The organism is Amycolatopsis sp. NPDC102522 (assembly GCF_055584485.1).
Genome location: NZ_JBVJLY010000013.1, coordinates 155,928 through 182,247, shown reverse-complemented (window position 1 = coordinate 182,247; position 26,320 = coordinate 155,928). Strand labels below are relative to the sequence as shown.

The 26,320-nt window shown below is 68.8% G+C and carries 28 protein-coding genes; 13 read left to right on the top strand and 15 right to left on the bottom strand.

What is annotated here, in order from left to right; translation table 11 throughout:
• Positions 1-167: 167 nt before the first annotated feature.
• Entirely contained in the window at positions 168-806 is a 639-nt protein-coding gene (locus ACZ6YV_RS27930; RefSeq protein ID WP_465512424.1) for an RICIN domain-containing protein, read from the top strand.
• A 467-nt stretch (positions 807-1,273) separates the two neighbouring features.
• On the opposite strand, the gene prcA is transcribed toward ACZ6YV_RS27930, so the two are convergent.
• The 4 genes from prcA to dop all read right to left on the bottom strand — a co-directional run bounded on the left by prcA (position 1,274) and on the right by dop (position 4,790).
• Positions 1,274-2,035 carry a proteasome subunit alpha gene (prcA, locus tag ACZ6YV_RS27925; protein ID WP_378240230.1) on the bottom strand — a complete coding sequence of 254 codons (762 nt, stop codon included), beginning with the start codon at positions 2,033-2,035 and terminating at the stop codon, positions 1,274-1,276.
• A 51-nt stretch (positions 2,036-2,086) separates the two neighbouring features.
• Positions 2,087-2,923: a proteasome subunit beta gene (prcB, locus tag ACZ6YV_RS27920; RefSeq protein WP_465512423.1), complete on the bottom strand. Its 837-nt coding sequence runs from the start codon at positions 2,921-2,923 to the stop codon at positions 2,087-2,089.
• A 72-nt stretch (positions 2,924-2,995) separates the two neighbouring features.
• The gene (locus tag ACZ6YV_RS27915) at positions 2,996-3,190 is read right to left on the bottom strand and encodes a ubiquitin-like protein Pup (protein WP_037319666.1); all 195 of its coding nucleotides are present in this window, start codon (positions 3,188-3,190) and stop codon (positions 2,996-2,998) included.
• A gap of 97 nt (positions 3,191-3,287) precedes the next feature.
• Positions 3,288-4,790, bottom strand: a complete 1,503-nt coding sequence (gene dop, locus ACZ6YV_RS27910) for a depupylase/deamidase Dop (protein ID WP_465512422.1) — start codon at positions 4,788-4,790, stop codon at positions 3,288-3,290.
• Positions 4,791-4,833: 43 nt separating this feature from the next.
• Here dop and ACZ6YV_RS27905 point away from each other — a divergent pair, with 43 nt between their 5' ends.
• Entirely contained in the window at positions 4,834-5,352 is a 519-nt protein-coding gene (locus ACZ6YV_RS27905) for an NUDIX hydrolase (RefSeq protein ID WP_465512421.1), read from the top strand.
• Here ACZ6YV_RS27905 and ACZ6YV_RS27900 read toward each other — a convergent pair.
• From ACZ6YV_RS27900 to ACZ6YV_RS27890, 3 genes are read right to left on the bottom strand one after another with little or no spacing between them, the layout of a single operon-like run.
• Positions 5,349-5,954 carry a hypothetical protein gene (locus ACZ6YV_RS27900; protein ID WP_465512420.1) on the bottom strand — a complete coding sequence of 202 codons (606 nt, stop codon included), beginning with the start codon at positions 5,952-5,954 and terminating at the stop codon, positions 5,349-5,351. The two genes, ACZ6YV_RS27905 and ACZ6YV_RS27900, sit on opposite strands and share 4 nt — an antisense overlap.
• Before the next feature lie 55 nt (positions 5,955-6,009).
• Entirely contained in the window at positions 6,010-6,963 is a 954-nt protein-coding gene (locus ACZ6YV_RS27895; protein ID WP_465512419.1) for an aldo/keto reductase, read from the bottom strand.
• Positions 6,960-7,304, bottom strand: a complete 345-nt coding sequence (locus tag ACZ6YV_RS27890; RefSeq protein ID WP_465512418.1) for a hypothetical protein — start codon at positions 7,302-7,304, stop codon at positions 6,960-6,962. The genes ACZ6YV_RS27895 and ACZ6YV_RS27890 overlap by 4 nt, the downstream gene beginning before the upstream one ends.
• A gap of 142 nt (positions 7,305-7,446) precedes the next feature.
• On the opposite strand from ACZ6YV_RS27890, the gene ACZ6YV_RS27885 reads away from it, so the two are divergent.
• Positions 7,447-8,358: a DMT family transporter gene (locus tag ACZ6YV_RS27885; protein WP_465512417.1), complete on the top strand. Its 912-nt coding sequence runs from the start codon at positions 7,447-7,449 to the stop codon at positions 8,356-8,358.
• Positions 8,359-8,417: 59 nt separating this feature from the next.
• Here the strand turns inward: ACZ6YV_RS27885 and arc are convergent, their stop codons facing one another.
• The gene (gene arc, locus ACZ6YV_RS27880; protein WP_378240221.1) at positions 8,418-10,220 is read right to left on the bottom strand and encodes a proteasome ATPase; all 1,803 of its coding nucleotides are present in this window, start codon (positions 10,218-10,220) and stop codon (positions 8,418-8,420) included.
• 363 nt (positions 10,221-10,583) lie between these two features.
• On the opposite strand from arc, the gene ACZ6YV_RS27875 reads away from it, so the two are divergent.
• Both ACZ6YV_RS27875 and ACZ6YV_RS27870 read left to right on the top strand, forming a co-directional pair.
• Positions 10,584-11,432, top strand: a complete 849-nt coding sequence (locus tag ACZ6YV_RS27875; RefSeq protein ID WP_465512416.1) for a hypothetical protein — start codon at positions 10,584-10,586, stop codon at positions 11,430-11,432.
• A gap of 10 nt (positions 11,433-11,442) precedes the next feature.
• Positions 11,443-11,892, top strand: coding sequence for a hypothetical protein (locus ACZ6YV_RS27870; protein ID WP_465512415.1), 450 nt, complete (start codon positions 11,443-11,445; stop codon positions 11,890-11,892).
• Between the two features lie 190 nt (positions 11,893-12,082).
• Here ACZ6YV_RS27870 and ACZ6YV_RS27865 read toward each other — a convergent pair whose 3' ends face one another.
• Complete coding sequence (locus ACZ6YV_RS27865; protein ID WP_465512414.1) at positions 12,083-12,907, bottom strand: tRNA (adenine-N1)-methyltransferase; 825 nt, start codon at positions 12,905-12,907, stop codon at positions 12,083-12,085.
• 98 nt (positions 12,908-13,005) lie between these two features.
• Positions 13,006-14,157, bottom strand: coding sequence for a M50 family metallopeptidase (locus ACZ6YV_RS27860; RefSeq protein ID WP_465512413.1), 1,152 nt, complete (start codon positions 14,155-14,157; stop codon positions 13,006-13,008).
• A gap of 128 nt (positions 14,158-14,285) precedes the next feature.
• Here ACZ6YV_RS27860 and ACZ6YV_RS27855 point away from each other — a divergent pair, with 128 nt between their 5' ends.
• The 3 genes from ACZ6YV_RS27855 to ACZ6YV_RS27845 all read left to right on the top strand — a co-directional run bounded on the left by ACZ6YV_RS27855 (position 14,286) and on the right by ACZ6YV_RS27845 (position 16,978).
• Complete coding sequence (locus ACZ6YV_RS27855) at positions 14,286-15,179, top strand: RecB family exonuclease (RefSeq protein ID WP_378240215.1); 894 nt, start codon at positions 14,286-14,288, stop codon at positions 15,177-15,179.
• Positions 15,180-15,189: 10 nt separating this feature from the next.
• On the top strand, positions 15,190-15,975 hold the full coding sequence (locus ACZ6YV_RS27850) for a thioesterase family protein (RefSeq protein WP_465512412.1): 786 nt from the start codon (positions 15,190-15,192) through the stop codon (positions 15,973-15,975).
• A 67-nt stretch (positions 15,976-16,042) separates the two neighbouring features.
• Positions 16,043-16,978 carry a ParA family protein gene (locus tag ACZ6YV_RS27845; RefSeq protein ID WP_465512411.1) on the top strand — a complete coding sequence of 312 codons (936 nt, stop codon included), beginning with the start codon at positions 16,043-16,045 and terminating at the stop codon, positions 16,976-16,978.
• A gap of 66 nt (positions 16,979-17,044) precedes the next feature.
• Here ACZ6YV_RS27845 and hisG read toward each other — a convergent pair whose 3' ends face one another.
• The 5 genes from hisG to ACZ6YV_RS27820 all read right to left on the bottom strand — a co-directional run bounded on the left by hisG (position 17,045) and on the right by ACZ6YV_RS27820 (position 20,966).
• Positions 17,045-17,890 carry an ATP phosphoribosyltransferase gene (gene hisG / locus ACZ6YV_RS27840; RefSeq protein WP_465512410.1) on the bottom strand — a complete coding sequence of 282 codons (846 nt, stop codon included), beginning with the start codon at positions 17,888-17,890 and terminating at the stop codon, positions 17,045-17,047.
• A gap of 32 nt (positions 17,891-17,922) precedes the next feature.
• Complete coding sequence (locus tag ACZ6YV_RS27835; protein ID WP_020635144.1) at positions 17,923-18,186, bottom strand: phosphoribosyl-ATP diphosphatase; 264 nt, start codon at positions 18,184-18,186, stop codon at positions 17,923-17,925.
• 72 nt (positions 18,187-18,258) lie between these two features.
• Positions 18,259-18,750: a methylated-DNA--[protein]-cysteine S-methyltransferase gene (locus ACZ6YV_RS27830; RefSeq protein WP_378243605.1), complete on the bottom strand. Its 492-nt coding sequence runs from the start codon at positions 18,748-18,750 to the stop codon at positions 18,259-18,261.
• A 15-nt stretch (positions 18,751-18,765) separates the two neighbouring features.
• Positions 18,766-20,229, bottom strand: coding sequence for a DNA-3-methyladenine glycosylase 2 family protein (locus tag ACZ6YV_RS27825; RefSeq protein WP_465512409.1), 1,464 nt, complete (start codon positions 20,227-20,229; stop codon positions 18,766-18,768).
• 56 nt (positions 20,230-20,285) lie between these two features.
• Complete coding sequence (locus ACZ6YV_RS27820) at positions 20,286-20,966, bottom strand: HAD family hydrolase (protein ID WP_465512408.1); 681 nt, start codon at positions 20,964-20,966, stop codon at positions 20,286-20,288.
• A gap of 189 nt (positions 20,967-21,155) precedes the next feature.
• On the opposite strand from ACZ6YV_RS27820, the gene ACZ6YV_RS27815 reads away from it, so the two are divergent.
• The 5 genes from ACZ6YV_RS27815 to ACZ6YV_RS27795 all read left to right on the top strand — a co-directional run bounded on the left by ACZ6YV_RS27815 (position 21,156) and on the right by ACZ6YV_RS27795 (position 26,289).
• Positions 21,156-22,055: a PAC2 family protein gene (locus tag ACZ6YV_RS27815; RefSeq protein WP_465512407.1), complete on the top strand. Its 900-nt coding sequence runs from the start codon at positions 21,156-21,158 to the stop codon at positions 22,053-22,055.
• Positions 22,056-22,777: 722 nt separating this feature from the next.
• Positions 22,778-23,704, top strand: a complete 927-nt coding sequence (locus tag ACZ6YV_RS27810; protein ID WP_465512406.1) for an ACP S-malonyltransferase — start codon at positions 22,778-22,780, stop codon at positions 23,702-23,704.
• On the top strand, positions 23,701-24,684 hold the full coding sequence (locus ACZ6YV_RS27805) for a beta-ketoacyl-ACP synthase 3 (RefSeq protein WP_465512405.1): 984 nt from the start codon (positions 23,701-23,703) through the stop codon (positions 24,682-24,684). The genes ACZ6YV_RS27810 and ACZ6YV_RS27805 overlap by 4 nt, the downstream gene beginning before the upstream one ends.
• 68 nt (positions 24,685-24,752) lie before the next feature.
• Positions 24,753-24,998, top strand: a complete 246-nt coding sequence (locus tag ACZ6YV_RS27800; RefSeq protein ID WP_004559006.1) for an acyl carrier protein — start codon at positions 24,753-24,755, stop codon at positions 24,996-24,998.
• A 40-nt stretch (positions 24,999-25,038) separates the two neighbouring features.
• Positions 25,039-26,289 (top strand): beta-ketoacyl-[acyl-carrier-protein] synthase family protein, encoded by a 1,251-nt coding sequence (locus tag ACZ6YV_RS27795; protein ID WP_465512404.1) that lies wholly within the window; start codon positions 25,039-25,041, stop codon positions 26,287-26,289.
• Positions 26,290-26,320 lie beyond the last annotated feature (31 nt).

The window sequence follows — 26,320 nt, the reverse complement described above, 5'->3', positions numbered from 1 at the left end:
CTGAATGATGTTCACAGAAGGTCCGCTTCTCGGGGGTTTACGCGGAGCCTTCCACGAGGGGGATTCACCGGCAAGGCCACCAGGCCGCGTTTCGTCGCGGCCTGACGAGCCCTGCCGTTCCCCTTCACTTCACTGGGAGAAAACGCTTTCCACAAAGGGGAAAGAAAATGACGAAAATGAAGCGCCTGGCGGGAATCATCGCCGCCGCCGCGGGTGTCCTGACCCTGGCCACCGCGCCCGCCGCCACCGCGGCCCCGCAGCCCACCGGCGACGGGTTCAAGACGGTCACCGTGAACGGTATGAAGCTCATCCCGGTCAAGCGGACCTCCACCGGCGCCCGCACGCAGGCCGCCGGTGTCGCGGACGCGGACATGTTCCTCATCCCGTCCGGACTGGACTCGAACAAGTGCTGGGACGCCGATCTCGGCACCCTCAACCGCAACGGCACCAAGATGCAGGTCTGGGACTGCAACTTCGACGCGGACCACCAGGCGTTCTACATCACCGACAACCCCGAGGGCTTCACCCGCTTCCAGAACGTGGCCAGCGGCCGCTACCTGGACGCGGACCTCAACACCATGAACCAGAACGGCACCATCGTGCAGCTGTGGGACTACATCCCCGGTGCCAAGAACCAGTGGTGGGGCGGCAGCGTCAACCCCGAGAACTACATCCGCTTCCAGAGCCCGAGCAGCGGCCGTTACCTGACCGCGGAAGGCAACTCGGCCTCCAACGGCACGCGGCTCCAGCTGTGGAGCTTCATCGCCGGTGGCCGCAGCCAGTGGTGGGGCACCGGCGCCGCCTGATCGCAGGCAGGCCGCTGATCGTCCCGGCATAACGCCGTGAAGGCCTCCTTCCCTACTGTCAAGGTAGGGAAGGAGGCCTTCACGGGCTTTCGCCTCTGTTGCCTGTCGAGGGCTTGCCTGTCGAGGGGCAAGGCAAGGTGTCGTACGGGTGGTCGTGAGTGGCAAGTGTCGGGCTGGCGAAGGGGACTCTCGCCGCATCGCACGCGGGGAAGGTTCCCTTCACCAGCCCGACACGTTTGCCTTACCCGCCAATAACGCTCTTTGCCACTCACGACCACCCGCACCGACACCTCACCGCCGCCCCTTCGCACCACGAGTTCCCTAGTCCGTGAAGGCCTCCTTGAGGGACCCAGAGTCCCTCAAGGACTACGCCATGGGTTGCGTCCACTGTGTACGGCGGGCCGAATAGGTGAAGGCCCCCTTCCCCGCGTCCAGCGGGCAAGGGGGCCTTCACATACTGAAGAGACTCAGTCCTTCTTGGACTCGCCTGCGGGCTTGTCGCCCTTGGACTCGTCCTCCTCCGGCTCTTCCGGCTCGGCCGGCAGCAGCGCGTCCAGCGCCGCGCCGGTGACCCGGCGGAACTTGCGGCCGCGCCGCTCCCGTTCGAGGACGGCGACCTCGAGCTTCACCGGGTCCGAGTCGCCGTTGGCGGGCGCCGGGGTGTTGTCGCGCAAGGCCTTCACCGCGACACCGAGCGCCACCTCCAGCTCCAGGTCCGCTTCGTAGCTTTCCTTCAACTTCGTGCTGAGCGTGTCGGCCTGACCGCCCATCACGACGAACTTCGGCTCGTCGAAGATCGAGCCGTCGTAGGTCAACCGGTACAGCTGGTCTTCGGCAGCGGTCGCGCCGACCTCCGCGACGCAGACCTCGACCTCGAACGGCTTCAGCTGCTCGGTGAAGATGCTGCCCAGCGTCGCGGCGTACGCGTTCGCCAGCGCACGCGCGCTGACGTCCCGCCGGTCGTACTGGTAACCCTTCAGGTCCGCGTGCCGGATCCCGGCGACACGGAGATTTTCGAACTCGCTGTAGCGGCCCACGGCCGCGAAACCGATCCGGTCGTAGATCTCCGACACCTTGTGCAACGTCGCCGAGGGGTTCTCGGCCACGAACAGCACGCCACCGCGGTACTTGAGCACGACCACGCTCCGGCCGCGCGCGATGCCCTTGCGCGCGATCTCGGAACGCTCCCGCATCAGCTGCTCGGGAGAGGCGTACAACGGCATCGTCACTGTGGTGCTCCGCTCTTTCTGGCTCTCATCGGAAAGGGACAGGGAGGACGGCTAACGGCCGCGCTCGGCTCGCGCGGCCACGATGGCCTCGGCCACCGCTGTCGTCTGCTCGAGCGGCAACGCCACCGCACCCTGCTCCGCGGTGACCGTCACGATCGTCGGGAAGATCCGGCGCACCAGATCCGGCCCGCCGGTCGCGGTGTCATCGTCCGCCGCGTCGTACAACGCCTCCACCGCCACCCGGATCGCGCCTTCGGCGTCCGCGTCCGGGTCGTGCAGCTTCTTCAGCGACCCCTTCGCGAACAGCGAACCCGAGCCGATGGCGTGGTAACCGGCGCTCTCTTCGTAGCGCCCGCCCGTCGCGTCGTACGACACGATCCGGCCCGCGTGCTTCGCGTCCTCCGCGTCGAGGTCGTACCCGACGAACAGCGGCAGCACGGCCAGCCCCGCCATCGCCATCTCGAGGTTGGACTTCACCAGGCCCGCGAGTTTGTTCGTCTTGCCGTCGAGCGAGAGCGAAACACCCTCGATCTTCTCGTAGTGCGCCAGTTCGACCGCGTACAGCCGCACCATCTCGATCGCCAGCCCGGCCGAGCCGGCGATGCCGACCGCCGAGTGCCCGTCGGTGACGTGAACCTTCTCCATGTCGCGCGAAGCGATCAGGTTGCCCGACGTCGCCCGCCGGTCACCGGCGATCAGCACCCCACCCGCGAACTTGACCGCGACGATCGTCGTACCGTGCGGCGCGTCCAGCCCGCCCGCACCGGCCGCGATACGCCGCTCCGGGAGCAGCTCGGGCGCCTGCGCCCGAAGGAAGTCCGAGAACGACGAGGTCGCCGACGAGAAGTACGCGGCGGGCAGCGCCGACTTACCCGAGGTGTGTTCCATACGTGCTCAAAGTTCCAATCTGTGTGATCCGACGGCTCCGCGCAGGCGGCCGCGCGGGCCGCCGGAAGACGGTTACTCGCCGCCCTTTTGCACGTACGCACGCACGAAGTCTTCGGCGTTCTCTTCGAGTACGTCGTCGATCTCGTCGAGGATCGTGTCGACGTCCTCACCGAGCTTCTCGCGCCGCTCCTGGCCCGCCGGACCGCCGTCCTCGAACTCTTCGTCCGAGTCGCCGCCGCCGTGCTTTTCGATCTTTTCCTGAGCCATCTCGCCTCCCGGTGTGGCCGATGTTTCCTAGCCTACCCAGCGGTCCCGACATTCCGTGGGATCCGTGATCGCTTAACCCCGATGAAAGGAAATACCGCTAGTCCGAACCGGTGAGCGCCTCCACCAGCTCCTCGGCGGTCGCGGAGTCGTCCAGCAACTTCCCCACGTGGGCCTTCGTGCCCCGCAACGGCTCCAACGTCGGGATCCGCACCAGCGACTCCCTGCCGACGTCGAAGATGACCGAATCCCAGGACGCCGCGGCGATGGAGTTGGCGTACTTCTCCAACGCGCGGCCCCGGAAGTAGGCCCTGGTGTCCGAAGGCGGGGTCGTGATCGCCTCCAGCACCTCCTCCTCGGACACCAGGCGCTTCATCGAGCCCCTGGTGACGAGCCTGTTGTACAGGCCCTTGTCCAACCGGACATCCGAGTACTGCAGGTCGACCAGCCGCAACCGCGGCGCGCCCCAGGCCAGCTGATCCCGCGCGCGGTAGCCCTCGAGCAACCGCAGCTTCGCCGGCCAGTCCAGCCTGTCCGCGCATTCCTGGGGGTCCCGCGCCAGTGCGTCCAGGATCTCGCCCCAGACCCGCAGGACCTCCTTCGAGGCCTCGTCCGCGCCGGTGCGCTCCAGGTTCGCCGACGCGATCTCGTGGTAGGCGAACTGCAGGTCCAGCCCGGTGTACTTCCGTCCGTTGGCCAGCGACACCTTCGCCTTGAGCGTCGGGTCGTGGCTGATCTGGTGCACCGCCCGCACCGGTTCGTCCAGTTTCAGGTCGTCGAACCGGATGCCCGCCTCGATCAGGTCCAGCACCAGCGCCGTCGTCCCGACCTTGAGGTACGTCGAGTACTCGGCCAGGTTCGCGTCGCCGATGATGACGTGGAGGCGGCGGTACTTGTCCGCGTCGGCGTGCGGCTCGTCGCGGGTGTTGATGATCCCGCGCTTGAGCGTCGTCTCCAGGCCGACCTCGACCTCGATGTAGTCGGAACGCTGCGAAAGCTGGAAGCCCGCTTCCTCGCTCTGCTGCCCCACACCGACGCGGCCCGAACCGGTGATCACCTGGCGGGACGCGAAGAACGGCGTCAGCCCCGCGATCACCGCGGTGAACGGTGTCGAGCGCTGCATCAGGTAGTTCTCGTGCGTGCCGTAGCTCGCGCCCTTGCCGTCCACGTTGTTCTTGTACAGCTGCAGCGGCGGCTGGCCGGGGACGGTGGCGGCCTTGCGCGCCGCCTCCTCCATGACCCGCTCCCCCGCCTTGTCCCAGATGACCGCGTCGCGCGCGTTCGTCACCTCGGGCGCCGAATACTCCGGGTGAGCGTGGTCGACGTACAGCCGCGCTCCGTTGGTCAGGATCACGTTCGCCGCGCCGAGGTCCTCGACGTCCGGGTCGTGTCCAGGGCCGCTCGGACCGGTCAGGTCGAACCCGCGGGCGTCGCGCAAGGGCGACTCCACCTCGTAGTCCCACCGCGCCCGCCTTGCCCGCGGGATGTCCGCCGCGGCCGCGTAAGCGAGCACGACCTGGGTCGAGGTAAGTACCGGGTTCGCCGTCGCGTCGCCCGGCACCGCGATGCCGTACTCGACTTCGGTTCCCATGATCCGCCGCATACCCACCACCCTACGGGGTCGGAGGCGTGCGACGATGCCCCCCATGTCAGGCAGTGACGAACTCGTTGCGCTCTATGACCTCGACGGAACCGTGGTGGGAACGGCCACCCGCTCCCGGGTCCGTGCCGAAGGACTCTGGCACGCGGCGGGCGTGGTGTTGGTCCGTTCGGGTGACGGAAACCGCGTCTACGTGCATCTCCGTACGGCCACCAAGGATGTCTATCCCTCCACTTGGGACTGCTGGGCCGGCGGCATCGTCGCGGCGGGCGAGACGCCGGAGGACTGCGCCCGCCGTGAACTGGCTGAAGAACTGGGTGTTCACGGAGTGGAAATACGGCCGCTCTTCGTCCATGTCACCGACGACGAGACGATCCGGGCCCATAACTTCGCCTTCGAAGCGCGGTGGGACGGCCCCTTCGTCCATCAGGAGTCCGAAGTGGTCGAAGGACGGTGGCTGACGCTGCCCGAGTTGCGTTCGTGGCTCGACGATCCGGAGAGCCGGTTCATCCCCGACGGACGGCTCGGCGCGCTGGAGTGGTTCCGGCGGGAAGCCGGCCGCTAGGCCGAACGGAGGCGCTGCGCGACGATCGGCAGCAGCCGCTTCGCCGCGTCGGTCGCCCGTGCCTCGGTTCCGGCGGTCACGCTGAGGGCGGAGACGAGTTTCCCCTTGGCGAGCAGCACCGTGCATGTCGTGCCTTCGCACCAAGCGCGCTGGACTTCGACACCGGATTGCTTCGTCAGCGTAAGTTTCTTTCCTTCGCAGTCCGCCTGGGCGACGACGTCCGAAGCGTCCCGGTCGGTGTACTCGGTGACCTGATGTTCCAGCGTCGAACCGCTCGGGTACGACCACGCCGTCGACCGGCTGCTGCCGCGGGTGAGACCGGTCAGACAGCCGGACACCTTGCTCTCGCCGGGAACGACCTCTTCCTCGGCGACGTCCTCGTCGGTCAGCAGCGCGGCGGAAACGGCCGCGGGGACCGGAGCCCTGGTCGACGACGGCGGGACCGGGGCGGCCTGCGGCTTCACCGAAGGCTGCACGGGTTCGACCGTGGGCGTCGGTGTCGGGTCGTCGTAGTAGGTGTCGAGGTCGTTGGGACGATCGGCGCATCCCGACAAACCGAACAGCGCGACCGTCGCCACCGCGAGCACCTGACGATGACGCACCCTCGAGCCTCCCCGGTGTCCCGCCTGACGTTTGCCGCGAGACTAGTCCAGCTCCTCAGTGCCAGCCGAGGCAGGACCTGTGCCGCCAGTAGGCGACCGGCTCTTCGGCGAGTGTGGCCAGTTCGGCGAGTTCGTCAGCGGTCAGGTTCGTCTTCGCTGCAACGAGATTCTCCGCGAGCTGGGCCGTGCTCGACGGGCCGATGACCGCGACCGGCCGCCAGTCCTGCGCCAGGACCGCCGCGATCGCCACCGCGTCCGGGCCCGTCCCGTGCTCCCGCGCGATCCGCGCGAGCGACGGCGGAGGCTCGACCACCAGCCGTCCGTTCGCGACGGTTTCCTTGACCAGCACTCGGTTCCCGGCGGCGTGTGCCTCCGCGAGGGCCGGCCCGACGGAGGGTTCGAGCAGGTTCCACGTCGACTGCACGGCACTGAAGACCGGCGTTCCGGACACTTCCAGCTCGAACGCCCGGCGGACCGCGTCGGCCTGCGACGGCCCGGAAGTGGAGAATCCCACCGGGACGCCGTCGGCGGCGAGTTCGGCCAGCGCGCCGACGAGCCGCTCGTCGGTGAACAGCGGACTGTCCACAGTGAGCGAGTGGACCTGGTAGAGCGAGACGGCTTTCCCCAGCAGGTCAACGGTTTCCGCCCACTGCTCGGCGAAGCGCGCCGCGGTGTGCTCCTTGACCTCGTGCACGTCCGCGTCGAGCTTCCACTCCCCCACGTAGCGGTAGCCCCATTTGCTCGACACCGTCACGTCCCGGTGGCCGCGATCGGCGAGCCAGCCGGCGAGGAACTCCTCCGAAGAACCATACGAACGGGCGACGTCGATCCAGCGGACTCCCGCGCGGTACGCGTCGTCCAGGACGGCGTAGGTCGCCGCGCGCATCGCCTCGAATTCGCGACCGGGCGGCAGCGCCTCGACCCGGCCGAGGTTGATGTACGCGGGCCTGCCGAGCGCCGCGAGTCCGACGGCGATCCGTTCGCCGACGCGGATTTCCGAGTCTGTCACCGGGCTCCTTCGTTCTTGTGGCGGAGGATCGCGAGCCACTGGCCCGAGTTCTGCGCCTGCCGGTGGAGCTTTTCGAGGCGAGCCGCCGGAGCCCGAACGTAACCCTTGCCGAAGACCGGCGCGATCTGGCGGAGGCTGGCGCCTTCCTCCCTGGCGGCGAGCAGCGCCCAGTCGGACGCGTCGGCACAGGCCGCGGAGGCACGCCGCAACTCGCCCAGCAGCTCGATGAGCTCGGGAGCGCTCACCTCTCCCGCCTGGACGGCGGCGGCCGTCGTCTCCAGCCACGCCAGGACATCGGCCTCGGTGATCGGCGCGCGCGGGCGCCGGGGAGTTTCGCTCACGCCCCGGAGTATAGGTCGTTATACGGGAGATTCGAGCGATCGCCGCGCGCGAGGCGTCGGACACATCGTCCGAAAACCGCTGGAGTACAAAGCGGATTCCGGATTCACTGAGCCTGAAGTTGAAGACTCAGGAGAAGGACAATTGGGACGTTTCGGTATCGCGATCCGATTCGCGGCACTCGCGATCGTATGGGGCGCGAGTTTTCTGTTCATCAAAATCGGGCTCACCGGTTTGTCGCCCGCTCAAGTGGCGCTTTCCCGCGTCTGCCTCGGCGCGGTGGCGCTGATCGCCATCGCCACCTGGCGCCGCAAGCCACTCCCCCGTGATCCGGCGATCTGGGGCCATCTCGCGGTCGTCTCGGTGTTGCTGTGCGTGATCCCGTTCCTGCTGTTCTCCTGGGCCGAGCAGTACATCTCGTCCGGGCTCGCCAGCATCTTCAACGCGACGACGCCGCTGATCACCATGCTCATCGCCGCGGCCGCCCTGCCGTCCGAGCGGTTCACGAAGGCCCGCACGACCGGCCTGGTCCTCGGATTCCTCGGCGTGCTCACCATCGTCGGGGTCTGGCAAGGGATCGACGTCTCCCACGAACTGACCGCGCAGCTGGCGTGCCTCGGCGCGACGACCTGCTACGGGATCTCGTTCGTCTACGTGCGGCGGTTCATCTCCTGGCGGAACCTCGACGCGCCGACCATCGCGCTCGGGCAGGTCTGCTGCGGCGCCGTGGTGATGCTGGTGCTCGCGCCGTTCATCGCGACGACGCCGGTACGGCTCGACACGCCGATCGTGCTCAGCATGATCGCGCTCGGGGCACTGGGCACCGGACTCGCCTACGCCTGGAACGCGTCGATCATCGCGGCGTGGGGCGCGTCGAACGCGTCCGCGGTGACCTACCTCACACCCGTCGTCGGCGTGCTGCTCGGTGTCCTGGTCCTCGACGAACCGTTGGCGTGGAACCAGCCTGTCGGCGCATTACTCGTCGTTTCCGGGATCCTTGCCGCGCACGGGCGGCTGAGCCCACGTAAGAAGCTGAAGGACGCTGTACCCGCATAAGACGCGCCGAAGGGGCCCTTCACCGCGTGGCATGCGGTGAAGGGCCCCTTCGGCTCGCTCTACAGGTACTGACCGGTGTTCGTGGCGGTGTCTATCGCCCGCCCCGAATCCTGGTTCTTGCCGGTGACGAGCGTGCGGATGTAGACGATCCGCTCGCCCTTCTTGCCGGAGATCCGGGCCCAGTCGTCCGGGTTGGTGGTGTTGGGCAGGTCCTCGTTCTCCGCGAACTCGTCGACGATCGCGTCCAGCAGGTGCTGCACACGCAGGCCGGGCTGGTTGGTCTCCAGCACCGACTTGATGGCCGACTTCTTCGCCCGGTCCACGATGTTCTGGATCATCGCGCCCGAGTTGAAGTCACGGAAGTACAAGACCTCCTTGTCACCGTTGGCATAGGTGACCTCGAGGAACCGGTTCTCGTCCGTCTCCTCGTACATCCGCTCGACCGTGTGCTGGATCATCGCGTCGAACGTCGCCCTGCGATCACCACCGAACTCGGCCAGGTCGTCCGCGTGGATCGGCAGACCGTCGGACAGGTACTTGGAGAAGATGTCCTTCGCGCCTTCGGCGTCCGGACGCTCGATCTTGATCTTGACGTCGAGCCGGCCCGGCCGCAGGATCGCCGGGTCGATCATGTCTTCACGGTTGGAGGCGCCGATGACGATGACGTTCTCCAGGCCCTCGACACCGTCGATCTCCGAAAGCAGCTGCGGGACGATCGTGGTCTCCACGTCGGAGGACACGCCCGAACCGCGGGTGCGGAAGATCGAGTCCATCTCGTCGAAGAACACGATCACCGGGGTGCCTTCGGAGGCCTTTTCCCGAGCCCGCTGGAAGATCAGGCGGATGTGCCGCTCGGTCTCCCCGACGAACTTGTTCAACAGCTCCGGACCCTTGATGTTCAGGAAGTAGGACTTCCCGTCCTCCGCGTCACCGCGTGCTTCGGCGACCTTCTTCGCGAGCGAGTTGGCCACCGCCTTGGCGATGAGGGTCTTACCGCAGCCAGGAGGCCCGTAGAGCAGCACGCCCTTCGGCGGACGCAGCTGGTACTCCTGGTAGAGATCCGCGTGCAGGAACGGAAGCTCGACGGCGTCGCGGATCTGCTCGATCTGCCGGGTGAGGCCACCGATGTCCTCGTAACGGACGTCGGGCACCTCCTCCAGCACGAGATCCTCGACCTCCGCCTTCGGCACGCGCTCGTAGGCGTATCCGGCTTTCGAGTCGATCAGCAGGGAATCGCCCGGCTTGAGGGGCTGTTCGGCCAGCGGATCGGAGAGCAGGACGACCCGCTCCTCGTCCGCGTGCCCGACCACGAGCGCACGGGGGCTGCCGCCCTCGACGTCCGGGGCCAGCACCTCGCGCAGCGCGCAGACCTCGCCGATGCGCTCGAAGTCACCGCCTTCGACGACGGTGAGCGCCTCGTTGAGCCGCAACGCCTGTCCGCGCTGCAGCGACGAGACCTCGACCGCGGGTGAGACCGAAACCCGCATTTTGCGGCCCGCGGTGAACACGTCCACCGTGTTGTCCTCGTACGCGGTCACGAACACGCCGTAACCGCTCGGAGGCTGGGCCAGCCTGTCGACCTCCTCTCGCAACGCGAGCAACTGGCCACGCGCCTCGCGGAGCGTCTCGACCAGTTTCGTGTTGCGTTCCGTGAGTTGGCTCACTCGTTCCGACGCCTCGGCGAGTCGCTGCTCCAGCACTCGGTTCTGACGTGGCGAATCGGTGAGCTTCCGGCGCAGCAGAGCTACTTCCTCCTCGAGGAAGCGAATTTGACGTGCCTGCTCGTCGGATGTGGTTCCAGCTCCGGTCGTTTCTGAAGGGTCGGCCTCCTCGCGCCGACCTCCGGGAAGGTCATGATGCATTGGGCACCTCCTCGGAGTGCTTTTCATTCCACGGTACCGGCGATCACCGACAATAAAAGGCCTTTCCGCATCACAAGATCGGCGCGTCGCGTTCCGGACGACCTGACAGCACGTACGTTCGCGCCGCGCAAGGGGCCATCCCGGTGCCGGGTCCGGCACTCTACTCGTCACAATCCGTCCACCTGCCCTGACCTGCGGCGGGATACCCGGCTCCGTCCGGGTGGAAACGGGTTTCGGGTATCAGTTCGGCCCTAATCGAGCGGCGATCCGGCTCGGTGGCTAGCATCGGGCCACCGTTCGCCGGGGAGGCGGACCGGCAGGCCGAGTTGAGCATTTTCGCAGAACAGCTAGGGGGCAACAGCCATGACCTACCCGCCGCAACAGCCCGGCGGCCACGGACAGGATCCGTACGGCCAGCAGGGCGGGTACCCGCAGAGCGGTCCCCAGCCGCAGCAGGGATACCCCGGTGGCGGCCAGTACGGCCAGCAGCCCGGTCAGTACGGACAGGACCAGTACGGCCAGCAGCAGGGCGGGTACCCGCAGAGCGGCCCTCAGCCCCAGCAGGGATACCCCGGTGCCACGCAGCAGTTCGGCCAGGCGGACCCGTACGGGCAGCAGCAGGGCGGCTACAACGCCTACCCGTCGGAAGGCGGCTACGGGGGCGAGCCGCCGAAGAAAAAGAAGACCGGCCTGATCGTCGGGATCGCGATCGGCGCGGTCGTGCTGGTCGGCGGCGGTGTCACCGCCCTCGTCATCGCGCTGAACTCGGGCGACGACACCCCGACCGCCGCGCCACCCTCCGGCTCCAGCAGCGCCGCCCCGACGGGTTCCGCTTCTTCGTCGTCCTCGAAGCCGTCCACTTCCTCGACCCGGAGCAAGTCCAGCTCGCCGAGCACCTCGTCGGCCCCCAAGGGCTCCGGACCGGCCCCGCTGGGCAAGGCCACGCCGCAGGAAGTGGCGCAGGCGGTCATCGCCGCCTACAACGCCGGCGACGGGAAGACCGTGGCCCAGTCGGCCTGCCGCAGCGTGAACACGAAGGACGAAGTCCCCATCGGCAAGGACATCAAGATGGAGGCGACCGGCGACATGCAGATCACCGGGGACAGCGCCAAGCAGCCCGCGAAGGTCACCCAGGGCACCAAGACCGACTCGGGCAACTTGAACTTCAAGAAGGAGTCCGACCTCTGGTGCTTCACCGGCGGCAAGGGCTGACCCGGAACCGGTGTCCAGCAGGCTGATCGCCGTCCTCGCCGGATGCGGCGCGGTCGTGGTGGGTGTCGTGGTGGGGCTGCTCCTGGTGGCCCCGTCCGGCTCCGACCCGGCCGCGCCGGACACGGTGACACCCACGTCGTGGCCGAGTTCGTCCCGTCCGGTCCCGGTGGATCCGGACGTGGCGGCGGTCGAGGTGGTCGGCAAGGCGATCGCCGCGGCCATCGTCAATCACGACGCGACGGCGTTCGGCAAGCTCACCTGCGTCCAGCAGTCGTCGGCCGATCTGGCCGCGCTCAAGCGGAAGTGGGAGGCGGCGGGCAAGGTCTCCGCGACCGTCCCGGACCCGCCGACGGTCGGCGGCGATTCCGCCACCGTGACCGTGCACGTCGAGGGTGCGGGCGGCCAGAAGGACACTCCGTTCCCGCTCAAGAAGCGCGACGGCAAGTGGTGCGTGCCGTGAATTTCGCCGGGCGTGTCGCTTGCAACTTGCGTTGTGCGCGGGAGTGGTCGTGAGGGCGCTTTCGGCGGGCGCGTGTGCCTCTTTCACACCTTCCCCAAGTACGTGAAGGCCCCCTTCATTGCGCCTAGCGCAATGAAGGGGGCCTTCACGTACTTCAGGGGTGACGGCGCCGGCACCGAGCCGGTCCGGGTCAGCCCTTGCCAGAACGGCGGTGGACCCGCGGCGACACGGTCCCGTCGGCCAGACGGCGCGCTGTCAGCAGGAACGCGGTGTGCGCGACCATCCGGTGGTCCGGCCGCACCGCGAGGCTCACGACGTGCCAGGGCCGCATGAGGGTTTCCCACGATTCCGGCTCGGTCCAGCACTGCTGGTCCCGCAAGGCTTCCGTGATCCGCGAAAGCTGTGTGACCGTCGCCACATAGACCGTGAGCACGCCGCCGGGGACCAGATGCGCGGCGACCGTCTCCAGCTGGTCCCAAGGCGCCAGCATGTCGAGGACGACGCGGTCGACCTCGCCGGTGTGCGTCGACAGATCCGCGACCGTCAGCGACCAGTTGTCCGGTTTGTGGCCGAAGAACTTCTCCACGTTCCGTTCGGCGTGCTCGGCGTGGTCGTCCCGGATCTCGTAGGACTGCACGGTGCCTTCCGAACCGACCGCCCGCAGCAGCGAACAGGTCAGCGCGCCGGAACCGGCACCTGCCTCGAGCACCCGGGCGCCCGGGAAGATGTCGCCCCACATCACGATCTGCGCGGCGTCCTTCGGGTAGATCACCTGCGCACCGCGCGGCATCGACAGCACGTAGTCCGGCAGCAGCGGGCGCAGCGCAAGATAGTGGCTGCCGCCTGCCGAAGTGACGACCGAACCCTCCTGCGCCCCGATCACGTCGTCGTGCGCCAGCGCGCCGCGATGGGTGTGATACTGCTGTCCCTCGGCGAGCACCATGGTGTAGTGCCGCCCCTTGGAGTCGGTCAGCTGAACCCGGTCACCAATACGAAACGGCCCACGGACCGACACTGAACCTCCATACGCGCGAACACACTGAGCCCATGCGTCCTCGGCGGGAAAGATCGCCTCGGACGGGACGACCGATCCTCGCAGGTGGCCGTACCGCGCTACGCCGGGGGTCGGCTCCGCGTCATCGCGGCGCGGAGGTCCTCACGCCGAAGCACTCCCGCGGGCCTGCCCTCGTCGTCCACGACCAGGAACTGCCAAGCGGCGGTTTCCCGGACCCGCTCGGCGATCTCTTCGCCCGACTCCGACGAAAGCAGCACGGTGTCGGCGCGGATCGGCTCCGCGGCCATCTCCGCAGGCGCGTGCGGGGACGTTCCGGCCAGCTGCGCGGCGGCCTGCTCGTCGAGCAGTCCGGCCGCGACACCGTCGGCACGCACCAGGACCACCCCACGGCCCGCCGAAGCGGCCAGCGCGTCCGAGACGGGGCTTTCCGCCGGGAGCTGGAGAACGGGCCGGACGAGTTCGCTCAGCCGCACACCTTCGGGCCAGCCTCGACGTGTTTCGGCGGCGAGTTCGCTTCGCGCGCCGAGGATCACGAACCACGCTGTCACGACGCAGACACCGAGCCGGAGCCAGCGGTCCTCGCTGCCGGCCGCCAGGCCCCACAGCGCCCAGACGACGAGTCCCGCCGCGACCAGGCCACCACCGACGACGGCGGCCCGCGTGCCCTTGTCCCGGCGGCCGGTGGCGGCCCAGACCCCGGCGCGCACCAGGCGGCCGCCGTCGAGCGGGAGCCCGGGCAGGAGGTTGAAGATCCCGACGGCGAAGTTCGCGACGGCACATTCCGCGATGAGCAGCCACGCCGCGCTCTCCGGCGGGACGGCGAACATGAGCAGGCCGCAGAAACCGCCGAGCAGCAACGAAACCACCGGTCCCGCGGCCGCGACGAGTCCTTCCTGCCGCGGCTCGCGAGGGGTCCTGGCGACCTCGGAGAGACCACCGAGCAGGAACAAGCGCAGGCGCCGGACCGGGATACCCAGGCGCAACGCCACGAGACAGTGCCCGAGTTCGTGCGCGAGCACCGACAGTCCGAGCAGGACCGCGAACGCGGCCGCCAGCAGCCACGAGGTCAGCGTCGTCGCCCCGGGCAGGAGCCGTCCGACCAGTGGCGTGTAGAGCACCACGATGATCAGGGAGCCGATCCACCACGAAGGGGCGAGCAGCACGGGGATCCCGGAGACGCGGAACAGCAGGAGACCGCCCTCCGGCGCCACGCCTCGTCGAGGCGGGCCCTGCTCACCCGTCACCGCCATGTGTCAGAGCGTAGATGCCCAGGTGTGGGGTGCCGGTAACCAGCCCTTCCCGTCCGGGTGGTGTCGGTCATGCCGCTCCGGTGCGTTGCGGTCCCGAAACTGTCGGTGCCCGGCGATACCCTCCTCGTATGCCCGACACCGACACGGTCACCGCCGATCCGCCGCCCGGCGCCGAAGTCCCGCGCCGTCGGCCGGCCCTGTCCCCGTCGCGTGCCAGCGACTTCAAGCAGTGCCCGCTGCTCTACCGCTTCCGCGCGGTGGACAGACTGCCCGAGATCCCGACGAAGGCCCAGCTTCGCGGCACGCTGGTGCATTCCGTGCTGGAGCGCCTGTTCTCCCTCCCCCAGGCCGAGCGCACTCCTCCGCAGGCCAAGGAGCTGCTCGCGCCGGCGTGGGAGGTCCTGTCCGCGGAACGTCCGGAATGGATCGAACTGTTCGATCAGGAGGATCCCGAGGCCGTCACCTCGTGGCTCTCGTCGGCCGAGCAACTCGTCGACACCTACTTCGGTCTCGAGGATCCGCGCCGGCTGGAGCCCGAGGCGTGCGAGCTGCACGTCGAGATCGAGCTGGGCTCCGGGGTGCTGCTGCGCGGCTACGTCGACAGGCTGGACGTGGCGCCGACCGGTGAGATCCGCGTCGTCGACTACAAGACCGGCGCCGCGCCCCGCGAGATCGGCGAGGCCAAGGCGATGTTCCAGATGAAGTTCTACGCCGTGGTCCTCTGGCGGCTGCGCGGGATCGTGCCGCGCCAGCTGAAGCTGATGTACCTGACCGATGGCCAGTCGCTCGCCTACACCCCCGACGAGGGCGAACTGATCCGCTTCGAGCGCACGCTGGAGGCGATCTGGCAGGCGATCCTCAAAGCGGGCAAGACCGGCGATTTCCGGCCAAACCCGAGCAAACTCTGCGCGTGGTGCGACCACCAGGCGCTCTGTCCGCAGTACGGCGGCACTCCCCCGCCCTATCCCGGCTGGCCGGAACCGGATCCCGGCGAGGAGTCCGTATTGGACCGTGCGGACTAGGGTGCCCTTCGTGACAGAAGCCTTCTACGAACCATCAGGCGAGGGCCTCTTCTTCCCGACCCGGCACACCGCAGGTCCGTGGACCCCGGACGCGCAGCACTTCGGACCGCCCTCGGCGTTGCTGGTCCGCGCGCTCGAAGAGGTCGAGGCGCCGCACGCGAGCCAGCTGGCGCGGGTGACGATCGAGATCCTCGGGCCCGCACCGCTGAAGGAGCTTTCGGTACGGGCCCGGGTGGAGCGGCCGGGCCGGTCGGTCGAGTGGTTGGAGGCCGAACTCTCCCACGGGGAGCGGATCGTCGGCCGGGCCTCGGCCTGGCGCATCGCGACCTCGGACACCACCGCGGTGGCCACGGCGGAAGGTCCCGCGCTGCCGTCGCCGGAGGGTCTTCCGACGTCGAACTGGCCGGAGGGCTGGCATGGCGGCTACCTCGACGCCGTCGAGTGGCGGCGTGTCAGTGGCGCGCTGGACGAACCCGGTCCGGCGACGGTCTGGGGCCGTCAGCGCGTCGCACTCGTGGACGGGGAGAAGCCGAGCCCGCTGCAGCGGCTGTTCGTCCTGGCGGATTCCGGCAACGGGATTTCGAACTTTCTCGACCCGCGGGAATGGTGGTTCATCAACTCGGAGCTGACGGTGCACCTCCGCCGCCCGCCGCTCGGCGAGTGGATCGGCGTCGACGCGGCCACCCTGGTCGGCCCGAACGGCATCGGCACGGCGACGACGACGCTGCACGACGCGGCCGGCCCGCTGGCCTCCGGAGCACAGGCTCTGCTGGTGCGACCGCGACAGGCGGGCTGATAGACGCGCATTCTCGGCGTGTTTCCAATAGCCTTCCCGGAACAACAGACGCAGGGAGCGCTTCGGCATGCAGATCACCTCGGTGGTCAACCAGAAAGGCGGGGTCGGCAAGACCTCACTCAGCGTGGGCGCGGCGGCCGCTTTGGCCGAACGCGGCCGGCGTGTGCTGCTGATCGACCTCGACCCGCAGGGGCACGCGACCACCGAACTCCTCGGGCTGGACGAGGTGGCACCCGACAAGCCCAGCCTGGCAAAAGCCCTGACCAAGGTATGGAAGGGCCCGCTCGAGGAACTGGCCGTGCGGCATCCGCGCAGCAACCTCGGACGAGGTGGCGCGTTCGACGTCATCCCGACGTCGCCGGGAATGTTCGACCTGATCCGGCGGCTGGACCGGTTCCGAGTGCCGGGCTGGCAGCTGGCCAGGGTCATCCAGTTCGCCAACTACGACCACGTCATCATCGACTGCCCGCCCGCGCTCGACGTGCTGACCAACAACGCGCTCGCCGCTTCGCACGGGATCCTCGTGCCGGTGCAACCGGACCGGACGAGCATCCGGGCACTGCGCCTGCTTGCGGACCAGGTGCGTTACGTCGAACAGACCGTCGGCCGTCCGCCGATCGCCTACTACGGCCTCGTTCCCGGGCTGTACCGCCGTCCGGTCTCGCATTACGCGGCGGCCGCTCTGCAGGAGCTGTACACGTTCGGGATCCCGATGCTTTCGCACGTCCCGCTCGGCGTGGTGATGAACGAGGCCGCCGCGCACGGTGTGCCGGTGACGACGTACGCGCCGGAGACCCTGCAGGCGCTGTCGTTCCGGGAGATCGCGGAAACGCTGGACGGGTACCTGAAGAACCATCCGGCCCCGGCGATAGTGCCCGCGGACGAGGAGTTCGTCTTCGAGGACTTCATCACCGAGGTGTCGGTGACCCGCAGCGCCAACGACAACGGCGCCCGGAAGCGGCTCTACGACCTCATGCCCAAGAAGCCGAACCGGCCCCGGTAGCGCGTGCTGTGAAAGGCCCGTTACTCGCAAATTTTGCGAGTAACGGGCCTTTCACAGCGTCTGGGCCTAGAGGCGGCAGGCCCGGATGTCCGAGGCCAGGACGGCCTTGGCGCCGGTCTCGGCGAGCTCGTCCATGATCCGGTTGACCTCCTTGCGCGGCACCATCGCGCGCACGGCCACCCAGTCTTCGTGCGCCAGCGGCGCGACAGTCGGCGATTCGAGGCCCGGAGTGATCGCGATGGCCGCCTCCAGCAGCGAACGTGGGCAGTCGTAGTCCAGCATCATGTAGTGCTGGGCGAACACGACACCCTGCAGCCGCGCCTTCAGCTGGTCCTTGGGCCGGGTGTGCTCCGTGCCCGCCCGCTGCAGCAGCACCGCCTCCGACACGCAGATCGGGTCCCCGAAGGCCACGAGGTTGTGCTGGCGCAACGAACGCCCGGACTCGACTACGTCCGCGATGGCGTCGGCCACGCCGAGCTGGATCGAGATCTCGACGGCGCCGTCGAGCCGGATGACCTCCGCCTCCACCCCGTGCTGCTTCAGGTTCTCCCGCACGAGCCGCGGGTACGACGTCGCGAGCCGTTTGCCGTGCAGGTCCTCGGCCTTCCAGTCCCGGCCCGCGGGGGCGGCGTACCGGAAGGTGGAACCGCCGAAGCCGAGGCCGAGGATCTCCTCCACCGGGGCGCCGGAGTCGAGCGCGAGGTCGCGGCCGGTGATGCCGAGATCCAGCTCACCGGATCCGACGTAGATCGCGATGTCCTTGGGACGCAGGAAGAAGAACTCGACCTCGTTGACCGTGTCCAGCACGGTCAGATCACGGGCCTCATGTCGCTTGCGGTAGCCGGCCTCGCCGAGCATCTCCGTCGCGGCGGCGGCGAGGGCTCCCTTGTTAGGCACGGCGACACGCAGCATTGCTTCTCCTTGGTTCTCCGGACGCGGACGCGTCACAGGTACCGGTACACGTCCTCTTTCGACAGTCCACGGCCGATCATGAGCACCTGCAACCGGTACAGCAGCTGTGAAATCTCCTCCGCGAGCCTGTCGTCGGATTCGTGCTCGGCGGCGATCCACACCTCGCCCGCCTCTTCGAGCACCTTCTTGCCCTGTGCGTGCACTCCCGCGTCCAGCGCGGCGACGGTGCCGGAACCGTCGGGGCGCGTACGGGCGCGCTCGGCAAGCTCGGCGAACAGCTCATCGAAGGTCTTCACAGTCTGGAGATCCTTCCATCCGCGCTCGCGTCGCGCTGCCCCGGGCCGGTGTGTTGACACCAGCGTCACACCTCAGAACAGCACGGCGCCGCCCCGTTCGAAGTCGAGCAGGTGCCGCTTGCGTTCGACACCACCGCCGTAACCGGTGAGATCGCCGTTGGAGCCGATCACGCGATGGCACGGCACGATGATGCTGATCGGGTTCTTCCCGTTCGCGAGCCCGACCGCGCGGGACGCGGTGGGCCTGCCGAGCCGGTCGGCGAGTTCGCCGTAGGAGACCGTCTCACCGAACGGGATCCCGAGCAGGCCTTCCCAGACCGTCCGCTGGAATTCGGTGCCGCCGAAGCTCAGCGAGAGTGTGAAGTCCTTCCTCTGGCCTGCGAAGTACTCCTTGAGCTGTTTCTCGGTCTCCACGAAGATCGGCGAACCCGGATCCGGATGGCCGAAGCTCTCCTCGGCAGGCCGGTGCCGCTGCTGGACCATGTACAGACCGCAGAGGCTCTCGCCGTCCGCGACCAGGGTCAACCGGTCGTACGGGCTGTCGATGACGGTGTGCGTGCGCATGGTGCTCCTCGAAACTCAGGCGGCGGGCAGCCGGTTGATCGGGTGGTCCCCGGTCGCCCAGAGGTGTTGGACGGCGTAGGCGCGCCACGGCCGCCAGCGCTCGGCATGCGAGGCGAACTCCGCCGGAGTGAGCCCGAGCCCCTTCGCGGCGACTTTGACGCCGAGGTCGGTCGGCAGGAAGGCGTCCGGGTCGCCGAGCGAGCGCATCGCGATGCTCTCGACGGTCCACGGGCCGAAACCGGGCAGCGCGTGCAGCCGTCCCCGGGCCCGTTGCCAGTCACTGCCCGCGCCGAGGTCGAGTTCGCCGCCGTTCAGTTCGGCGACCAGGCCGAGCAGGGTCCGCTTGCGGCTCTGCGGCATCGCGAGGCTTTCCGGGTCGATCTCCGCGAGCGCGGCGGCGTCCGGGAAGACGTGGGTGAGGCCGCCCTCGGGATCGTCGACGAGATCGCCGTGCGCGACGACCAGCCGGGCGGCGTGGGTCCGGGCGGCGGCGGTGGAGACCTGCTGGCCCAGGACGGCGCGGACGGCGAACTCGTCGCCGTCGACCGTCCTCGGCACCCGTCTGCCCGGCGCGGCCCCCACGAGCGGCCCGAGCAGCTTGTCCGCGGCCAGGGCGTCGTCGACCGCGACCGGGTCGGCGTCGAGGTCGAGCAGGCGGCGGCAGCGGCTGATCGCGGTCGAGAGGTCACGCAGGTCCGACAAGGTGAGCCGGCAGCCGATGTGGCCGTCTCCGGGTTTGAGCGCGACGACGGCGGGGCCGTGCGGGAGCCGCAGCGTCCGGCGGTACGCGCCGTCGCGCCATTCCTCGACGCCGGGGACACCGGTCGCGACCAGATGCCCGAAGAGGTTGTCCGGGAACAACGGCTTCCGGTACGGCAGGCGTAGGTTCAGCGTCCCGGGCGCGGTCGCCGGCGCGGTGCGGACCCGGGCTCGCAGTTCGGTCGGGGACAGCGCGAAGACCTCGCGGACGGTGTCGTTGAACGTCCGGACACTGCCGAACCCCGCCGCGAGGGAGACGTCGATCATCGACAGGCCGGTCGTCTCGATCAGCAGCCGTGCCGTCTGCGCGCGCTGCGCGCGGGCCAGGCTGAGCGGGCCCGCGCCGAGTTCGGCGCGGACGTGCCGCTCGACCTGCCGGACGCTGTAGCCCAGCCGGGCGGCCAGCCCGCTCACGCCGTCGGTGTCGACGACGCCGTCGGCGATCAGCCGCATCGCCCTGGCCACCAGGTCCGCGCGTTCGTTCCACTGCGGCGAACCGGGACTCGCGTCCGGGCGGCACCGTTTGCAGGCGCGGAACCCGGCCTCCTGCGCGGCCGCCGCACTCGGGTAGAAAGTCATGTTCTCTGGCTTGGGCGGGACGACCGGGCAGCTCGCCCGGCAGTAGATCCGCGTCGTCAGGACGGCGGTGAAGAACCAGCCGTCGAACCGGGCGTCCTTCGCCTGGACCGCCCGCACGCAGCGCTCGAAATCCTCATGCACCCGGCAAGCATCACCGACCGCACGGGGTGTGGTCTAGCGGAAACGCGACACGGCGGTCAGGGCAGGAGTGCGGTCAGCGCGGGCACGTCGAGCCCGGCCAGTGTCGAACGGAACACCCGCCGCTCTCCCGGCTCGACGTCGACGTCGTTCGGGATCACCACCACGGTGCAGCCCGCCGCGGCGGCGGAAGCCGCTCCCGGCGGTGAATCCTCGATCGCGACGCACCGGGAAGCGGGGACTCCCAGCAGCTCCGTCGCCAGCTGATACGGCCTGGCGTCCGGCTTGTTCAGACCATCGACCTCGTCGCCGCAGACGGTGGCCGCGAAGTACTCGCGGCCGATGGTGTTGAGCGCGAGTTCGGTCAGCGACCGTTCGGTGGAGGTGACCAGCGCCATCGGGACACCGTTGGCGCGCAACAGTTCGAGCAGCTCCTGCGCGCCGGGGCGCCACGGGAGGGGACCGTCGAAGAGGTTCGCCGTGCGCTTGCGGATCCACTCCCCCATCTCCGCGATCGACTCGGACGTGACGGGTTCGGCGCACACTTCCAGCAGGAACGCGGCCGTGTCGTCCATATTGGACCCGACGAGGCTCAGGCGCTGCTCCTCGGTCAGCGTGCCGCCGAGGGTTTCGACGGCCTCGTAGAGGGCGACGTCCCACAGCTTCTCCGAATCGACCAGCGTGCCGTCCATATCCCACAGCACGGCGGCGAGTCCGTCCAGTGTGGACGGTTCGGTCACGGCTCCCCCTCGAGATCAGGTCTTGCATGAATCGACGTTCCGGGCCCACGGTAGCCGAGACGGGATCACTCCGATGCCGAGGCGTCTTGCCTGAAATATCGCATTGTGCCGGATCCGCGTAGTTCGCCCTGAGCGAAGGCGATCGGACATGCTCAACGGTGAACACCCGCCTGGTCGTAGGCTGGTCCGGTGAGTGAGCCCGTCGACGAGACCCAGCGGCCCGGCCGCGACGCCCCGGATGAGACCAAGCCGATCATGATCGTCGCCTTCGAAGGATGGAACGACGCAGGTGACGCGGCCAGCCGGGCGGTCGAGCATCTGCAGCTCAACTGGGATGCGACACCGCTGAGCGAGCTGAGTCCGGACGAGTACTACGACTTCCAGGTGAGCAGACCGACCGTACGCATGGTGGACGGCGTCACCCGACGGGTCGACTGGCCGACCACGCGGCTCTCGGTGTGCCGCCCGGAGGGCTTCAGCCGGGACATCGTGCTGGTCCAAGGGCCCGAACCGAACATGCGCTGGCGCGCCTTCTGCGCCGAACTGCTGGAGCACATCCAGCAACTGGACGTGTCGACCGTCATCACCCTCGGCGCGCTGCTCGCCGACACCGCGCACACCCGGCCCGTCCCGGTCACCGGAACGGCGTACGACAAGGACACCGCTTCGCAGTTCGGCCTGGAGCTGAACAACTACCAGGGGCCGACAGGCATCGTCGGTGTCCTGCAGGACTACTGCGTGCAGGCGGGCGTCCCGGCGGTGTCGATCTGGGCGGCCGTGCCGCACTACGTCTCGCACCCGCCGTCGCCCAAGGCCACGCTGGCGCTGCTGCACAAGCTCGAAGACGTCCTCGACGTCGAGATCCCGCTCGGTGCCCTTCCCGAGCAGGCCGAGGAGTGGCAGCGGACGGTCACCGAGATGGCCGAAGAGGACGAGGAGATCACCGAGTACGTCCGGGGGCTCGAAGAGCGCGGGGACGCGGAAACCGAGTTCACGCTCGACGACGTGAGCGGGGACAAGATCGCGGCCGAGTTCGAGCGGTACCTGCGTCGCCGGCGTCCCGGCCAGGACGGTCCCGGGCGGGGCTGAGAACGTGGGGTTCTGGGTGCGATCCGCAAGTACGTGAAGGCCCCCTTCACAGAGCTAGGCGCAATGAAGGGGACCTTCACGTACTGCAGGCGACCAGGGTGCCGCGCCGTGGTGGGTCCAGTCGGGGGGGGGGGGGGGGGGGGGGGGGGGGGGGGGGCGGGGCCCCCCCCCCCCCCCCCCCCCCCCCCCCCCCCCCCCCGACCCTCGCCTCACCGCCACTTTGGCCGCCTGAAGTACGTGAAGGCCCCCTTCATTGCGCCTAGCGCAATGAAGGGGGCCTTCACGTACTTGGGGAAGGTGCGAAGGTCGAGAGCGGCTGAGGCACCTGGGGCGAACGTGGCGATCACGGAGGCCTTCACGGACCCGGACGCGCGATCGACCGCAGCCAGAATGCGGTAGGCACGGAAGACACCCTTGCCCCTGAAAAGCGGCCCGGACGTCGACCACCCGAACGAGACATAGGGCGATCGAACCACCGAAACGGGCAAACCACTCGCCCCGGCACCCGCCGGACTCAGCCCGCACCCAAGGCCTCCGGTAAACCCGTTGGTAACTCTGCGCAGTGACAGACTTCATAGGGAAAGCTGGTTGAACCCGACAAGGCTTTTGGGTTAAGCGCAGAGATCAGGAAGGCACTTTTGGAGGGTTCCGACAATTACGTCGACCGGACTTGGTGAGCGTCGGCATCACGACCATGGTGGCCGAGAGTGTTCTCTAGTGGGGTGACAGTTGCAGTCCTCGCCCCCGGTCAGGGTTCCCAAGCCCCAGGCATGCTCACCCCTTGGCTCGAGCTCGACGGTGCCCGCGCACGCGTCGAAGCCTGGTCCGAGCGGGCCGGTCTCGACCTCGTCCGCCTCGGCACCGAGGCGGACGCCGAAGAGATCCAGGACACCGCGATCACGCAGCCGCTGATCGTGGCGCTGTCACTGCTGGCTTTCGAACACCTTCAGCGCGAAGCCCCGGTCGCCGCGGACTCGCCGGTCGCCGGTCACTCCGTCGGCGAGCTGGCCGCCGCCGCGATCGCCGGGGTGCTCAGCCCCGAGGACGCCATCGCGCTGGCCGCCATCCGCGGCGCGGAGATGGCGAAGGCGTGCGCGCTGGAGCCCACGAGCATGGCCGCGGTCATGCTCGGCGACCCGGATCAGGTCGTCGCCTGGCTCGACGGCCACGGTCTCGCCGCGGCGAACCGCAACGGAGCGGGCCAGATCGTCGCTTCCGGTGCCGCCGCCGCGATCGAGAAGATCGTCGCCGAGCCGCTGGAGGGCACCAAGGTCCGCGCGCTCAAGGTCGCGGGCGCGTTCCACACCTCGTACATGGCACCCGCGCGGGAAGCGCTGGCCGCCCAGGCTGCGAAGATCACCCCGGCGGACCCGACGCGTCCGCTGCTGTCGAACGCCGACGGCCAGGTCGTCACCAGCGGGGCCGAGTACCTCGACCGGCTGGTCAAGCAGGTCACGAGCCCGGTGCGCTGGGACCTGACCATGGACGGTCTGGTCTCCGCGGGCGTCACCTCGACGCTCGAACTGCCGCCGGCGGGCACGCTGACCGGGCTGGTCAAGCGGCAGCTCAAGGGAACCGTGACCACGACCATCGCGCTGAAGACGCCGGCCGAGCTGGCGAAGCTTCAGGGGCAGGAGGACGCTTCGTGACCGACCGATCCACCTTGCGGCAGGCGCCGGGCGCCGCCGGGACCCGCATCCTCGGTGTCGGGAGCTTCCAGCCCGAGAAGATCGTGACCAACGACGATCTCTCGCAGATCATGGACACCAACGACCAGTGGATCCGCGAGCGGGTCGGCATCGTCGAGCGCCGGTTCGCCGAGAAGGACGAGTCACTGGTCGACATGGCGGTCAAGGCGGGCGCCGCCGCACTGGCCGACGCCGGGGTGGATCCGTCCGAAGTGGACACGGTCATCCTGCCGAACTGCACGATGCCCACGCAGATCCCGAACGCCGCCGCCCAGGTCGCCGACCGGATCGGCATCACGCATCCGGCCGCGTTCGACCTCAACGCCGCCTGCGCCGGGTTCTGTTACGGCATCGGCGTCGCGTCGGACCTCATCCGGGCGGGCAGCGCGAAGAAGGCGCTCGTCATCGGTGCCGAGAAGCTCACCGACCACGTCGACCCGGTCGACCGCTCGAACGCGATCATCTTCGCCGACGGCGCGGGCGCGGCGGTCATCGGCGCGGCCGACACGGCGCAGATCGGCCCGGTCGCCTGGGGCAGCGCCGGCGAGCACGTCGACCTCATCTACATGCGCGACGACAAGTGGATCTACCAGGAGGGCCAGTCGGTCTTCCGGTGGGCGACCACGCAGATCGCGCCGATCGCCTTGCGGGCACTGGAACTGTCCGGGCTCGAACCGTCCGATGTGGACGTCCTGATCCCGCACCAGGCCAACCTGCGCATCGTCGAAGCCATCGCCAAGAAGCTGCGGGCCAAGGGCGCCCGCGACGACATGATCGTGGCCGACGACATCAGGTACTCGGGCAACACCTCGTCCGCGTCCATCCCCCTCGCGCTGGACCACATGCGCAAGGCGGGCACCGCGAAGCCGGGCGACGTCGTGCTCGCCATCGGCTTCGGGGCCGGACTCTCCTACGCGGGCCAGGCCTTCATCTGCCCGTGATGAATACTTCCCCCGCGGGCACCGTGTCCGCAGGGCAGCCCAAAGCATCACCGAGAAGGGAACAACCAGTGGCAGACAACGCAGAGATCCTCGCCGGCCTCGCCGAGATCGTCGAAGAGGTCGCCGGTGTGGCGCAGGACGACGTGACCGCCGAGAAGTCCTTCGTGGACGACCTCGACATCGACTCGCTGTCCATGGTGGAGATCGCTGTTCAGGCCGAGGACAAGTTCGGCGTCAAGATCCCGGACGACGAGCTGGCGAACCTGAAGACCGTTGGCGACGCGGTGAACTACGTGTCGGCCAACTCCAAGTAAGTCCGACTTCTTGATTGGCGCCGACCTTGGGGAGACTCCAATGAGCAACATCGACGTCGTGATCACCGGGATGGGCGCGACCACGCCGCTCGGCGGGGACGTCGCGTCCACGTGGGACGGCCTGCTCGCCGGGGCGAGCGGGATCCGCCGCATCGAAGCCGACTGGGTCGACGAACTCGAGCTGCCGGTGAAGATCGGCGCCATGCTCGCCGTCGACCCGTCCGAAGTCCTGCCGCGGGTCCAGGCCCGGCGGCTGGACCGCTGTGAGCAGGTGGCGATCATCGCCGCCCGCCAGGCTTGGGCGGACGCGGGTTTCGAGCAGCCGACCGATGAGCATCAGGATGTGGAACCCGAGCGCCTCGGGGTGACCATCGGTACCGGTGTCGGCGGTCCGGTCACCCTGATCTCCCAGAACGACCTTCTGCACAAGCAGGGACTCCGCAAGGTCTCCCCGCTGACCGTGCCGATGCTGATGCCGAACGGCCCCGCCGCACACGTCGGGATCGACCTGAAGGCGCGTGCCGGTGTGCACTCGCCCGCGTCGGCCTGCGCGTCGGGCGCCGAAGGCATCGCCGCCGGCTTCGAGATGATCCGGTCCGGCCGGGCCGACGTCGTGGTCGCCGGTGGCGCCGAGGCGTGCATCCACCCGATCACCCTCGCCGGCTTCGCGCAGGCGCGGACGGTCTCGACCCGCAACGACGACCCGGCGAAGGCGTCCAGGCCGTTCGACGTGAACCGTGACGGTTTCGTCCTCGGCGAGGGTTCCGGTGTCGTGATCCTGGAGCGGGCGGACCGCGCCAGGGCCCGCAACGCGCGGATCTACGCGCAGCTGAGCGGGTACGGGATCACGTCGGACGCCTACCACATCACGGGCAACCACCCGGAGGGCGTCGGCCAGATCACCGCCATGCGGCAGGCGATGACGATGGCCGGGGTCTCCCCTGCCGACGTCGGCCACGTCAACGCGCACGCGACCTCGACGGTCGTCGGCGACGTGGGCGAGGCTGCGGCGATCCGCAACGCCGTCGGCGAACACGCCGTGGTGACCGCGCCCAAGGGCGCGCTCGGCCACCTGGTCGGCGGTGCGGGCGCGGTCGAGGGCATCGCCACGATCCTGGCGATCTACCACGGCCTCGTTCCGGCGACGCTGAACCTCGAGGACCTGGACCCGAAGGTGCAGCTCGACGTCGTCTCCGGTGAGGCGCGCAAGGTCGAACTGGGCGCGGCGATCAGCAACTCGTTCGGTTTCGGCGGGCACAACACGGCTCTGCTGTTCACCCCGGCGGCCTGAGACTGGTTGTAACTACGTGAAGGCCCCCTTC

Excerpts from the sequence above, each read along its gene's own strand:
- ACZ6YV_RS27930 (WP_465512424.1), top strand. The coding sequence starts at position 168 with ATGACGAAAATGAAGCGCCTGGCGGGAATCATCGCCGCCGCCGCGGGT.
- prcB (WP_465512423.1), bottom strand. The coding sequence starts at position 2,923 with ATGGAACACACCTCGGGTAAGTCGGCGCTGCCCGCCGCGTACTTCTCG.
- ACZ6YV_RS27915 (WP_037319666.1), bottom strand. The coding sequence starts at position 3,190 with ATGGCTCAGGAAAAGATCGAAAAGCACGGCGGCGGCGACTCGGACGAA.
- dop (WP_465512422.1), bottom strand. The coding sequence starts at position 4,790 with ATGCGGCGGATCATGGGAACCGAAGTCGAGTACGGCATCGCGGTGCCG.
- ACZ6YV_RS27905 (WP_465512421.1), top strand. The coding sequence starts at position 4,834 with ATGTCAGGCAGTGACGAACTCGTTGCGCTCTATGACCTCGACGGAACC.
- arc (WP_378240221.1), bottom strand. The coding sequence starts at position 10,220 with ATGCATCATGACCTTCCCGGAGGTCGGCGCGAGGAGGCCGACCCTTCA.
- ACZ6YV_RS27875 (WP_465512416.1), top strand. The coding sequence starts at position 10,584 with ATGACCTACCCGCCGCAACAGCCCGGCGGCCACGGACAGGATCCGTAC.
- ACZ6YV_RS27860 (WP_465512413.1), bottom strand. The coding sequence starts at position 14,157 with ATGGCGGTGACGGGTGAGCAGGGCCCGCCTCGACGAGGCGTGGCGCCG.
- ACZ6YV_RS27855 (WP_378240215.1), top strand. The coding sequence starts at position 14,286 with ATGCCCGACACCGACACGGTCACCGCCGATCCGCCGCCCGGCGCCGAA.
- ACZ6YV_RS27845 (WP_465512411.1), top strand. The coding sequence starts at position 16,043 with ATGCAGATCACCTCGGTGGTCAACCAGAAAGGCGGGGTCGGCAAGACC.
- hisG (WP_465512410.1), bottom strand. The coding sequence starts at position 17,890 with ATGCTGCGTGTCGCCGTGCCTAACAAGGGAGCCCTCGCCGCCGCCGCG.
- ACZ6YV_RS27830 (WP_378243605.1), bottom strand. The coding sequence starts at position 18,750 with ATGCGCACGCACACCGTCATCGACAGCCCGTACGACCGGTTGACCCTG.
- ACZ6YV_RS27795 (WP_465512404.1), top strand. The coding sequence starts at position 25,039 with ATGAGCAACATCGACGTCGTGATCACCGGGATGGGCGCGACCACGCCG.